Annotated in this window: 12 protein-coding genes; 8 read left to right on the top strand and 4 right to left on the bottom strand. The window is 71.3% G+C overall.

Features of this window, described 5'->3' with window-relative positions; translation table 11 throughout:
* Nucleotides 1–426 precede the first annotated feature (426 nt).
* On the bottom strand, nt 427–756 hold the full coding sequence (gene trxA, locus CSC64_RS13210) for a thioredoxin TrxA (RefSeq protein WP_162435796.1): 330 nt from the start codon (nt 754–756) through the stop codon (nt 427–429).
* Between the two features lie 211 nt (nt 757–967).
* Between trxA and rhlB the strand changes: the two genes are divergently transcribed.
* The 7 genes from rhlB (at nt 968) to rpoH (ending at nt 8,089) form a co-directional block, all read left to right on the top strand.
* Entirely contained in the window at nt 968–2,746 is a 1,779-nt protein-coding gene (rhlB, locus tag CSC64_RS13215; RefSeq protein ID WP_162435797.1) for an ATP-dependent RNA helicase RhlB, read from the top strand.
* Nucleotides 2,747–2,861: 115 nt separating this feature from the next.
* Nucleotides 2,862–3,548: a cell division ATP-binding protein FtsE gene (ftsE, locus tag CSC64_RS13220; protein WP_162435798.1), complete on the top strand. Its 687-nt coding sequence runs from the start codon at nt 2,862–2,864 to the stop codon at nt 3,546–3,548.
* Entirely contained in the window at nt 3,545–4,540 is a 996-nt protein-coding gene (gene ftsX / locus CSC64_RS13225) for a permease-like cell division protein FtsX (RefSeq protein ID WP_162435799.1), read from the top strand. Before ftsE ends, ftsX begins: the two co-directional genes overlap by 4 nt.
* Nucleotides 4,540–5,379, top strand: coding sequence for a response regulator (locus CSC64_RS13230; RefSeq protein ID WP_162435800.1), 840 nt, complete (start codon nt 4,540–4,542; stop codon nt 5,377–5,379). Before ftsX ends, CSC64_RS13230 begins: the two co-directional genes overlap by 1 nt.
* Before the next feature lie 11 nt (nt 5,380–5,390).
* Entirely contained in the window at nt 5,391–6,116 is a 726-nt protein-coding gene (gene ung, locus CSC64_RS13235) for a uracil-DNA glycosylase (protein WP_162435801.1), read from the top strand.
* Nucleotides 6,117–6,281: 165 nt separating this feature from the next.
* Nucleotides 6,282–6,992, top strand: coding sequence for a pirin family protein (locus CSC64_RS13240; protein WP_162435802.1), 711 nt, complete (start codon nt 6,282–6,284; stop codon nt 6,990–6,992).
* A gap of 218 nt (nt 6,993–7,210) precedes the next feature.
* The gene (gene rpoH, locus CSC64_RS13245) at nt 7,211–8,089 is read left to right on the top strand and encodes an RNA polymerase sigma factor RpoH (protein ID WP_162435803.1); all 879 of its coding nucleotides are present in this window, start codon (nt 7,211–7,213) and stop codon (nt 8,087–8,089) included.
* A 22-nt stretch (nt 8,090–8,111) separates the two neighbouring features.
* On the opposite strand, the gene CSC64_RS13250 is transcribed toward rpoH, so the two are convergent.
* The 3 genes from CSC64_RS13250 to CSC64_RS13260 all read right to left on the bottom strand — a co-directional run bounded on the left by CSC64_RS13250 (nt 8,112) and on the right by CSC64_RS13260 (nt 11,653).
* Nucleotides 8,112–8,717: a hypothetical protein gene (locus tag CSC64_RS13250; RefSeq protein ID WP_162435804.1), complete on the bottom strand. Its 606-nt coding sequence runs from the start codon at nt 8,715–8,717 to the stop codon at nt 8,112–8,114.
* 11 nt (nt 8,718–8,728) lie between these two features.
* Nucleotides 8,729–9,349 carry a trimeric intracellular cation channel family protein gene (locus CSC64_RS13255; RefSeq protein WP_162435805.1) on the bottom strand — a complete coding sequence of 207 codons (621 nt, stop codon included), beginning with the start codon at nt 9,347–9,349 and terminating at the stop codon, nt 8,729–8,731.
* A gap of 72 nt (nt 9,350–9,421) precedes the next feature.
* A complete protein-coding gene (locus CSC64_RS13260) occupies nt 9,422–11,653 on the bottom strand; it encodes a primosomal protein N' (RefSeq protein ID WP_162435806.1) in 2,232 nt (743 codons plus the stop codon).
* Between the two features lie 161 nt (nt 11,654–11,814).
* Between CSC64_RS13260 and CSC64_RS13265 the strand changes: the two genes are divergently transcribed.
* Nucleotides 11,815–12,021 (top strand): hypothetical protein, encoded by a 207-nt coding sequence (locus CSC64_RS13265; RefSeq protein ID WP_162435807.1) that lies wholly within the window; start codon nt 11,815–11,817, stop codon nt 12,019–12,021.
* Nucleotides 12,022–12,125 lie beyond the last annotated feature (104 nt).

The following is a 12,125-nucleotide window of genomic DNA, read 5'->3' on the forward strand; positions in this document are numbered from 1 at the left end:
GGGCGGGGGCCTGCGCCTGGGGTGGCGGCTGGGCCGGAGCGGCGGGCGCCGCGGGTGCGGCCGCCTCGCTGGCGCCGGCGTCGGCCGGCTTGCTCACGCGCTTGCGCGCACGCTTCTCGGCGGGTGCGTCATCGCTCCCGGGCGCTTCAGGCAGGGTGTTCTCGGACAAGAGTGCGATTCCTCGCTGGTAGGTGCGAGCGCCCGGTACGGGCGTTGGGATCCTGGTGGGATGGGTGGTCCGGCGGTAACCCCGGACGGAACGCAGCCACGATTGAGTGGCCGGTTTCGGCGACACTAACACCGCGCCGCCTGCCCCGGCAAGCGGGGCGTGGCATCGGTTCAGGCTTGGCGGACCCCGCCGTCCCGGGGGGGGCGCCATTCACTCCGGCCCGTGCCCGGCCGCGTCGGCCGGATGGCGGGCGACCCTCAGGCGAGGGTCTTGTCGATCATCTGGGTCAGCTGGCCCTTGCCGACCGCGCCGACCTGGGTGGCCTGGATCTGGCCGTCCTTGAACAGCAGCAGCATCGGGATCGAACGTACGTGGTAGCGGATCGCGGTGGCGCGGTTCTGGTCGATGTTGACCTTGGCCACCTTCATCCGGCCGTCGTAGGCGTCGGCCAGCTCGTCGACGATCGGCGAGATCATCTTGCAGGGGCCGCACCATTCGGCCCAGAAATCGACCAGGACCGGCTCCTGGGACTGCAGCACGGCGCTGTCGAAATCGGCATCGCCGACGTGCATCACCTTGTCGTTCACTTATATGTCTCCGTGGATAGCCGGCACCGGCCGGCGGGGCGGCAGGCGCCTTTGGGGTAAACTGGGGCGTTTCGCGGAGAAGTCAAGGGGCTACCGCCCCCCGACGGCCGCGCGATCCGACGACGCCCGCAGTGTGCGGCGCGCCGGAAACCTCTGCAAGCCGCCTGCAACGCAACGCTGCGTCAGGGGCACTTTTATTGAAGACTGGATGATGAGCGACAAACCGCTGACCGATGTAGCTTTTTCCTCGTTCGACCTGCACCCGGCGCTGCTCGCCGGACTGGAAGCCGCCGGCTTCACCCGCTGCACGCCGATCCAGGCGCTGACCCTGCCGGTCGCGCTGCCCGGTGGCGACGTCGCCGGCCAGGCGCAGACCGGCACCGGCAAGACCCTGGCCTTCCTGGTCGCGGTGATGAACCGCCTGCTGACCCGCCCGGCACTGGCCGAGCGCAAGCCCGAGGATCCGCGCGCGCTGATCCTGGCGCCCACCCGCGAACTGGCGATCCAGATCCACAAGGACGCGGTGAAGTTCGGCTCGGACCTGGGCCTGCGCTTCGCCCTGGTCTACGGCGGCGTCGACTACGACAAGCAGCGCGAGCTGCTGCAGAAGGGCGTGGACGTGATCATCGCCACCCCCGGCCGCCTGATCGACTACGTCAAGCAGCACCGGGTGGTCTCGCTGCACGCCTGCGAGGTCTGCGTGCTCGACGAGGCCGACCGCATGTTCGACCTGGGCTTCATCAAGGACATCCGCTTCCTGCTGCGGCGCATGCCGATCCGCACCGAGCGCCAGACCCTGCTGTTCTCGGCCACCCTCAGCCACCGCGTGCTGGAGCTGGCCTACGAGCACATGAACGAGCCGGAGAAGCTCGTGGTGGAGACCGAATCGATCACCGCCGCGCGCGTGCGCCAGAAGCTGTACTACCCGTCCGACGAGGAGAAGCTGCCGCTGCTGATCGGCCTGCTCTCGCGCAGCGAGGGCGCGCGGACGATGGTGTTCGTCAACACCAAGGCGTTCGTGGAGCGGGTGGCGCGGTCGCTTGAACGCGCCGGCTACCGCGTCGGCGTGCTGTCCGGCGACGTGCCGCAGAAGAAGCGCGAGACGCTGCTGCGCAAGTTCCAGGCCGGCCAGCTGGAGATCCTGGTGGCCACCGACGTGGCTGCGCGCGGCCTGCACATCGACGGCGTGTCCCACGTCTACAACTACGACCTGCCGTTCGACGCCGAGGACTACGTCCACCGCATCGGCCGGACGGCCCGTCTTGGCGCCGAAGGTGACGCGATCAGCTTCGCCTGCGAGCGCTACGCGATGGGCCTGCCGGACATCGAGGCCTACATCGAGCAGAAGATCCCGTCCGAGCCGGTCACCGCCGAGCTGCTGAAGGCATTGCCGCGGCCCGAGCGGCCGAAGCCGGCGGCTGGCGAGGACGAGGAAGAGGAAAGCATCGGCGAGATCTTCCGCGAGGCGCGCGAGCAGCGCGCCTCCGACGAGGAGCGCCGGGGCGGTGGCCGTTCGCGCGGCGGCCCCGGCGGTCGCGGTGGCCGCAGCGGTGGCGGCGAGCGTCGCGATGGCGAGCGCCGTCCGCGGCGCAAGCCGGCCGACGCGGCTGACGGCGCGGCTGCGGACAAGGCGGCCACGGCTGATGCCGGCGCCACTGTTGCCGGCGAGCAGGGTGCCGCGGGTGGCACCGAAGGCGGTCGCCCGCCCCGTGGCCCGCGTCCGCCGCGTGGCGAGGGCCAGCGCCAGGCCGAAGGCCGCCCGGGCACGCCGGCCGCCGAAGGCGAGCGCGCGCCGCGCAAGCGTCGTCGTCGTCGCCATGGCAAGCCGGTCGACGGCACCGCCGCGCCGGCGCAGGCCCATGGCAAGGACGTGGCGCCGTCGCAGGTGCCGGCCACCCACCAGGCACCGCTGCCGGCGGCGGGGAAGGATTCGTTCCTCGGCCGCATCGGCCGCATCGGCCGCAAGCTGCGTTCGCTGGTCGGCGGCTGACGGCGCCGCTTGGCGGCCCGCCGACGCGCATCGCAGCCGGGCAAGCCCGGCTCCACGAAACGCGGTCGGCGCACACGGCTGTCGCCAGCCCCGCCAGCCCCGGCATAATCGCGGCATGAGCGTGCTGCGATTCGAGAACGTCAGCAAACAGTATCCCGGCGGCCACCAGGCGCTGGTCGACGTCAGCTTCGACGTCGCCGACGGCGAGATGCTGTTCGTCACCGGCCATTCCGGCGCCGGCAAGAGCACCCTGCTCAAGCTGATCCACCTGTCCGAGCGGCCCAGCCGCGGGGCGGTGGTGTTCGGCGAGCGCAACCTGCAGCGCGTGCGCGGCGGCAAGGTGCCGCTGCACCGGCGCGAGGTCGGCGTGGTCTACCAGGACCACCGCCTGCTCACCGACCGCACCATCGGCGAGAACGTGGCCCTGCCGCTGATCCGGCGCGGCCCCCGCCGCGCCGAGATCGGCAAGCGGGTGCGCTCGGTGCTCGAGCGCATGGGCCTGGGCCACCGCGAGAAGGCGCTGCCGACCCAGCTGTCGGCCGGCGAGCAGCAGCGCGTGGGGATTGCCCGGGCGATCATCGCCGAGCCGCGCCTGCTGGTGGCCGACGAACCCACCGGCAACCTCGACCCGACCCTGGCCGCCGAGATCATGGAACTGTTCGCGGGCCTGCCCGAGCGCGGCACCAGCGTGCTGGTGGTCAGCCACGACCTGCCGCTGCTGCGGCGCATGCGCAGGCGCGTGCTGGTGCTCGACCACGGCCGCCTGGTCGACGACATCTCGCCGCAGGACCTGGCCGAATGAACGCCGGTACGAAGAGCGGCGGTACGAACGACGCCGGCACGTCGAAGAACGCCCGCGCCGCCGGCGGTCCCTCGCGCCTGCGCGTATGGTTCGACCAGCACCTGCACGGCCTGGCCTTCAGCCTCGGCCGCGCGCTGCGCAAGCCGTGGGCCACGCTGCTGACCATCGCTGTGATGGGCCTGGCGCTGGCGCTGCCGCTGGGGTTGTCGATCGTGATGGACAACCTGCGCCATTTCGCCGGCAGCGTGCAGCAGTCGCGCGAGATCAACCTGTTCCTGCGCATGGACGTCGACGCCGCGGCGGCGGAAAAGCTCGCCGGCACCCTGCGCGCGCGCGGCGACGTGGCCGCGGTGGAGCTGCGCACGCCCGAGCAGGCGCTGGCCGGCTTCCGCGAGGGCAGCGGCCTGGGCGAGGCGATCGACGCGCTGGGCGACAACCCGCTGCCGACCCTGCTGGTGGTCGTGCCCGGCGGCGCGGATGCCGGCGGCGACGGGCGCCTGGCCGCGGCGCTGGAAGCGCTGCCGCAGGCCGACCTGGTCCAGCACGACGCGGTCTGGCGCCAGCGCCTGGACGCCTGGCTGGGCTTCGGACAGCGCGCGGTCCAGGTGCTGGCGGTGCTGCTGGGCCTGGGCGCGCTGCTGGTGGTCGGCAACACGGTGCGCCTGGACATCCAGTCGCGGCGCGAGGAGATCGGCGTGCTGCAGTTGCTGGGCGCCAGCGACGGCTTCATCCGCCGTCCGTTCCTGTACCTGGGCGCCTGGTACGGGTTCGGCGCCGGCCTGCTGGCGCTGGGCCTGATCGCCGCCGCCGGCATGGCCCTGCGCGAGCCGCTGGCCGCGCTCAGCGCCAGCTATGCGAGCCAGTTCTCGCTCAAGGGTCTGGATGCGCTGCACTCGTCGATGGTATTGGTGGCGACCGTCCTGCTGGGGTGGCTGGGCGCCTGGGCGGTGACCGGCCACTTCCTGCGCCAGACCCGGCCCACGGAGACCTGATGGCCGCGCAAGAACTCAAGCACCTGATCAGCGACGCGCCACGGGTGATGGTCGCCGACGGTTCGCGCCTGGTGCGCAAGCTGATCGCCGACGTGCTCGAACGCGAGCTGCCGGGCGTGCAGGTCGTGGGCTGCGCCAGCATCGCCGAGGCACGCGCGGCGCTGGAAGCCGGCGCGGTCGACCTGGTCACCACCGCGCTGTCGCTGCCCGACGGCGACGGTCTGGAGCTGGCGCGCAGCGTGCGCGAGGCCGCCGGCCAGGCCTACGTGCCGGTGATCGTGGTCTCCGGCGATGCCCAGCAGCACCTGGTCGAGCGCCGCTTCACCGAATTCGTCACCGACTACTTCGACAAGTCGCTGGGCCACGACGCGCTGGCCGAGTTCATCCGCGGCTACGTGCAGCCGCAGCCGATCGTGGGCGCCACCGTGCTCTACGTCGAGGACAGCCGGGTGGTGGCCGAGGCGACCCGGCGCATGCTCGAACGCCAGCAGCTCAAGGTGATCCACGTGCTCACCGCCGAGGAGGCCTTCAGCCTGCTCACCGCCGAGTCGCTGGGCCGGCTCACCGACCGTATCGACCTGGTGCTTACCGACGTGACCCTGAAGGGCGAGCTGAGCGGGCGCGACGTGGTCGAGCGGATCCGGATCGACTTCGCCTACGGCAAGCGCCGCCTGCCGGTGCTGGTGATGACCGGCGACGGCAACGCGCACAACCAGTCCGAACTGCTCAGGGCCGGCGCCAACGACCTGGTGCAGAAGCCGATCGAGGAGCGCCTGCTGGTGACCAAGGTGCTGTTCCAGCTGCGCGTGGCGCGGCTGGACGGCGCGCGGTCGAACTGAGCGCCGCGGCCATGGCCGCGGACGCGGACCGCATCCGCCTGGAGCCGTCGTGGAAGGCGCGCATCGGCGACTGGCTGCTGCGCCCGGAGATGCAGGCGCTGGGCGGCTTCCTGCGCCAGCGCGCGGCGGCCGGGGCGCGGGTGTACCCGCCGGGGCCGCGGATCTTCGCCGCGTTCGACGCCACGCCCTTCGACGAGGTGAAGGTGGTGGTGCTGGGCCAGGACCCGTACCACGGCCCCGGCCAGGCGCACGGGCTGTGCTTCTCGGTGCTGCCGGGGGTGCCGGTGCCGCCGTCGCTGGACAACATCTTCAAAGAGATCGGCCAGGAACTGGGCCTGCCGCGGCCGGACCATGGCTGCCTGCTGCCCTGGGCCCGGCGCGGCGTGCTCCTGCTCAATGCGGTGCTGACCGTGGAGGAGGGCCGCGCCGGCGCGCACCAGGGCAAGGGCTGGGAGGGTTTCACCGACCACGCCATCGAGACCCTGGCGCGCGAGCGCGAGGGGTTGGTGTTCCTGCTCTGGGGCAGCTACGCCCAGGCCAAGGGCAAGGTGATCGATCCGCGCCGTCACCGGGTGCTGAAGGCGCCGCATCCCTCGCCGCTGTCGGCGTACCGCGGGTTCTTCGGCTGCGGGCACTTCGCCGCGGCCAACGAATACCTGGCCCGGCGCGGGCAGGCGCCGGTGGACTGGTCGCTGCCGCCGCGGGCCGAGGTCGAGGCCATGCTCGCCGCGGGTTGAGCGGCGATTGGCCGCGTTGCCCGCACAGTTCTGGCTGTGTATGGGCAGATGTCACAATAGTAGAACAATAAGACTCTGTTTCACGGGTTTATTTCACCGCTGGATGTAATCATCCTTTGCACCAGACCGCCGGCCCGGCCGGCAAACCCATGAGAGGAGCAGCCCATGATCACCCTGCGACCGGCCGCCGAGCGCGGCCATGCCAACCACGGCTGGCTCGATTCCTGGCACAGCTTTTCCTTCGCCGGCTACCACGACCCGGAGCACATGCACTGGGGCCCGCTGCGGGTGATCAACGAGGACCGGGTCGCCGCCGGCCAGGGCTTCGGCACCCACGGTCACCGCGACATGGAGATCATCAGCTACGTGCTGCAGGGCGCGCTGGGGCACAAGGACTCGATGGGCAATATCGAGAGCATCCAGCCCGGCGAAGTGCAGCGGATGAGCGCCGGCACCGGGGTGACCCACTCGGAGTTCAACTACGACCGCGAGGGCACCACCCATTTCCTGCAGATCTGGATCCTGCCCGAGCGCGCCGGGATCACCCCGGGCTACGAGCAGAAGCGCTATGACGAGGCCGAGAAGCGCGGCCGCCTGCGCCTGGTGGTCAGCCGCGACGGCGCCGAGGGTTCGGTCAGCATCCACCAGGATGCGCGGATGTACGCCGGGCTGTTCGACGGCGACGAGCAGGCCCGCCTGGCGCTGGCCCCGGGCCGGCTGGCCTACGTGCACCTGGTCCGCGGCCGGGCCACGGTCAACGGCCAGGCCCTGTCGGCCGGTGATGCGCTGATGTACCGCGACGAGCCGGAGGTCCGGATCGAGGCCGGGCAGGACGCCGAGGTGCTGGTGTTCGACCTGCCGGAGCTGCGGCACTGAGGGGCCCGCCGGCCCTTGAAAGCCGCCATCATGGCCTCACAACCCTTTGGCGGGCGGCAGCGCATCCTCGCCGGGTGCGCTGCGCCGACGTTCAGTCATCGGGTGCAACCCATTGATTCAATGGCGTCTCATCCAGATCTGAGTCGTTGCAGGGATGCAATGCAGGGAACCATTCCCGGCGTTAGCAGTCCAATACCCCGATTGCTAAGATGGACGCCATGACCCAGACCCTCCGCTCCACCAGTCTTGTCGCCAACAACCTGCCGGTCCCCAGCCCGCTGGGGTCGCTGGAGGCCTACATCGGCGCGGTGCACCGGATCCCGGTGCTCACCGTCGACGAGGAACAGGACCTCGCCCGCCGCTTCCGCGACGACGAGGACCTGGACGCGGCGCGCGAGCTGGTCCATTCGCACCTGCGCTTCGTGGTCCACGTGGCCCGCGGCTACAGCGGCTATGGCCTGCAGCTGGGCGACCTGGTGCAGGAGGGCAACATCGGCCTGATGAAGGCGGTCAAGCGCTTCGACCCGGACATGGGCGTGCGCCTGGTCAGCTTCGCCGTGCACTGGATCCGCGCGGAGATGCACGAGTTCATCCTCAAGAACTGGCGCATCGTCAAGGTCGCCACGACCAAGGCCCAGCGCAAGCTGTTCTTCAACCTGCGCAAGGCCAAGACCCGCCTGGGCTGGATGAACGCGGCCGAGGTCAGCGCGGTGGCCCGGGACCTCAACGTCTCCGAGCGCGAAGTGCTGGAGATGGAAGCGCGCCTTTCCGGCCGCGACATCGGCTTCGACGCGCCCGTCGACGAGGACAACGAGCACGCCCCGCCGTCGCCGGCGGCCTACCTGATGGCGCAGGACGAGGATCCCTCGCAGGCCTACGAGCGCGCCGACAGCGAGGAAAACCAGCTGCAGCTGCTGCGCGAAGGGCTGGCCAGCCTGGATGCGCGCTCGCGCGACATCGTCGCCCGCCGCTGGCTGGACGCCGACAGCAAGGTCACGCTGCAGGAGCTGGCCGACGAATACGGCGTCTCCGCCGAACGCATCCGCCAGATCGAGGCGAACGCGATGAAGAAGATGAAGGCGCTGCTGCTGGCGTGACCGCGCCGCGGCCGGACGGGCTTCAGGCGAGCTCGAACTGGCGCACGATCCACGACACCTGGTAGGCCAGCGCGGCCACGACGAAGACGCCGTGGAATGCCGGGCTGCGCACGGCGATCGCCACCAGGCACAGGGCGATGTGGACGAGGTTGCGCACAACGTACTCGCGGCCGAAGCCGTGGAAGTAGCCCGCGCCCTTGATCCAGGTGTCCACGAAGTCCACCGCGTAGACCAGCGCGAGCAGGCCGAAGAACCAGTGCCGCCGCGCGTAGAAGTATTCGCGGTAGTCCGGATATTCGCCGGCGCTGCTGGAGAAGCTGAAGGCGCACAGCAGGTACAGCAGCAGCGCGTACAGCGAGATGAACAGGTAGACGTTGAAGTTCCACGCCGCGACATGGCCGAGGCGGAACTCCCACCACCAGAAGTGCAGCACGTACAGGAACACGAACAGCGACCAGGCCAGGTGCACCCAGTACACCCGGCGGCGCCCGGGCCGTTCCATCAGGTCGGCGAAGTTGCGCAGCAGGTGGGTCAGGCCGAGGCCGACGATCATCCCGATCAGGATGCGGACATGGACGAACAGCGTGGCGGCGTCGTGACCGGGCAGCACAGGGTCGGTGGGTGTCATCGGCGGTCCGCCTATTCGCTTTCCGGCGGCCGCGCCACAGGCAGGTGCCAGCCGTAGCGGATCGCCATGAAGCGCAGGCCGAAGCAGAGCACCGCGCCGAGCACCATCGCCGGGGCCATCGGCAGCCCGGCCATGTACGCCAGCGCGACCACGCTGCCGCCGGCCAGTGCCGCCACCGCGTACAGCTCGGCCTGCAGCACCACCGGCGTGCGCACCACCAGCAGGTCGCGGACGATGCCGCCGCCGATGCCGCTCAGCATCCCCAGCAGGGTCGCCGCGAACGGCGACAGGCCGAACGCCAGCGCCTTGTCGGTGCCCAGCACCGCGAACAGCGCCAGCCCGGCGCCGTCGAACACCTGTACCGGGTTGCGCATCCGCTCGATCGCCTCGTGGCGATAGAAGGTCACCAGCCCGGCCACGATCGCGGTGGCGAGGTAGCGCCAGTCGGCCAACGCCGCCGGCGGGGTGGCGTCGATCAGCACGTCGCGCGCCAGGCCGCCGGACACCGCCGCCGCGCACGACAGCACCAGCACGCCGAACAGGTCCAGGCGATGGCGCACGGCCAGGGTGCCGCCGCTGAGCGCGAAGACGAAGGTACCCATCAGGTCGAACAGCAGGACGACGGTGGCCACGGCGACGGTTGCGGGGACAGGAGCGCAGAGGATCGCAGCGCCACGCGTGCTTGTCATGCCCTGTGGGGGGCTTCAGTAAAGGTCCAGCGGATCCACGTCCAGCGACCAGCGCGCACGGCGGGCTTCGGGCAGCGCGTATATCGCCGGCAGCGCCGCATCCAGCCGCGCATGCAGCGCCGGCCGGCTCGAGGACGACAGCAGCAGCTGCATGCGGTACATCCCGGCGCGGCGCGGCATCGGCGCGGTGACCGGGCCGAGCAGTTCAACCAGCGGCGCGGCCGGACCGGCGGCGGCTGCCGCCTCGCCCAACACATCGCGCGCCGCGCGCAGGAACGCGCCGGCGGCGTCGGCCTGCTGCGCTTCGGCACGCAGCAGCGCCAGGTGCGCGAATGGCGGGAAGCCGGCGGCTTCGCGCTGGACCAGTTCGTCGCGGGCGAAGGTTTCGTAGCCGCCGCCGATCAGGTCGTGCAGCAGGCGGTGTTCCGGATGGTGGGGCTGCCCCCACACCTCGCCGGCGCGCTGCGCGCGGCCGGCGCGGCCGGCGACCTGGATCAGCTGCTGGGCCAGCTTCTCGCCGGCGCGGAAGTCGGAGGAGAACAGGCCTTCGTCGACGCCGACCACGACCACCCGGGTGAGGTTGGGCAGGTCGTGGCCCTTGGCCAGGATCTGGGTGCCGACCAGGATGCCGGGCCGCTCGCCGAGTTCTTCGAGCAGTTTGGCCAGGCCGTCGCGGCGGGCGGTGGTGCCGCGGTCGATGCGCAGCACCGGCCAGTCAGCGAAGCGCTCGGCCAGCAGTTCCTCCAGCCGCTCGGTGCCCACGCCCTGCGGCTGCAGCGCCAGGCTGGCGCAGTCGGGGCACGCCTGCGGCCGCGCCTGGCGGTGGCCGCAGTGGTGGCACAGCAGGCGGCCGCCACCGGCGTGCACGGTCATCGGCGTGCCCTGCAGCGGCGTGCTGCAGCGCGGGCAGTGCGCGCTCCAGCCGCAGTCGTGGCACAGCAGCACCGGCGCGTAGCCGCGGCGGTTCTTGAACACCAGCACCTGGCCGCCGTCGCGCAGCGCCGCTTCGATCGCCTGCAGCGTTTCCGGCGCCAGCCCGGCCTGCAGCGGGCGCTTGCGCACGTCGACTATGCGCACTGCCGGAGGCTTCGCCGCGCCGGCGCGGTGGCGCAGGCGCAGGTGCGCGTAGCGCCCGGCCTGGGCGTTGTGCAGCGTCTCCAGCGACGGCGTGGCGCTGCCCAGCAGCACCGGCACGCCCAGCGCCTTGGCGCGGACCAGGGCGAAGTCGCGGGCGTGGTAGCGGATCCCGTCCTGCTGCTTGTAGCTGGCGTCGTGCTCCTCGTCGACCACGATCAGCCCGGCATCGGGCAGCGGCGTGAACACCGCCGAGCGCGTGCCGACGATGACGCGCGCTTCGCCGCGCCAGGCCGCGGCCCAGACCCGGGCGCGCGCACCGTCGGCCAGGCCCGAGTGCAGCGCGTGCACCGGCACGCCCAGGCGCGCGCGGAAGCGGGCCAGGGTCTGCGGGGTCAGGCCGATCTCCGGCACCAGCACCAGCGCCTGGCGCCCGCGCGCCAGGCAGTCGGCGATGGCGTGCAGGTAGACCTCGGTTTTGCCGCTGCCGGTCACGCCTTCGAGCAGGACCGGGGCGAAGCCGCTGGCCGCGGCGATCGCGGCGATCGCCGCCTGCTGCTCGGGATTGGGCACCGGCCCGGGCCGCGGCGCCGGCGCGATCGCCGCGGCCGGGACCGCGATGCGTTCGGCATGGCCGCGCTTGGCCAGCGCGCGTGCCGCGTCGCGCCAGGTGTCGAGTTCCAGTTCCAGCCGCTCCTCGTCCACCGCTCCGGCGGCCAGCCGCTCGGCCAGGCGTCGGGTGCGGCTGCCCGTGCGCAGGCCGGGCAGCGCGGTGGCGCCGGCTTCGGTCAGGACCCAGGCCCAGGCATGGGTGTCGGGCAGTGGCTCGCCGCCGCGCAGCGTGGCGGGCAGGGCGGTGGCGAACAGTTCGCCGGGCGGGGCGTGGGTATAGCGGCCCAGCCAGCGCAGCGAATCGAGCAGTTCGCCGGAAAACAGCGGCTTGGTGTCGGGCAGGGCCAGGGCGCGGCGCAGCTCGATCCCGGCCTCGGCCGGTCCCACCGCCGCCACCACCCCGGCGAGTTCGCGGTTGCCGAACGGCACCCGCACGCGCTGGCCGACCAGCGCCGGGGTCGCGGCCATGCCGGCCGGCGGCAGGTAGTCGAACAGCCGCGGCAGTGGCACGGGCAGGGCGATCTGCAGGCATGCGTTGGAGGCGGGGCCGGGAACGGGCATCGCGCCAGTCTAAGGCCGGCGACGCAGTGGCCGCCGGGCCCGTCCGCGGCGAGGGGGTGTTTGCGTGGCATTGTTCCGGCCACGGTAGATAAATGGGATGTAAACCTTCGTCACATATCGGATTTTCCGCTTATCCACACAAATTGTGGATAAGTTTGTGCATGAGCGCGATGCTTCACGCCGCAAACACGGCGAATCAGGCCTGTCAGTCAGGTTGGTCAAAAAAGCGCCATGTGGATTTTTTCCAGAAAAATCAGTCTGTTGAGCGTGAAACACGAATGCAGCAAAGCGCGGTAAGGCAAAAAACCGGCGTTTTCCCCTGCGCAGTTTTGCGCTGTGCACAACCGCGCGGCCGGCAACCCTTGTGATTGCGGGCTGGAACAGGCCTTCACGCGTTGTCAAGAGCGATCGCCGGCAGACGTCCACGTATCCTCGGGGCATGCCGGAGTCCTGATGCCCCCCTCCTCCCCGC

It is taken from the genome of Pseudoxanthomonas koreensis, assembly GCF_010093225.1.
Classification (GTDB): Bacteria; Pseudomonadota; Gammaproteobacteria; order Xanthomonadales; family Xanthomonadaceae; genus Pseudoxanthomonas; species Pseudoxanthomonas koreensis.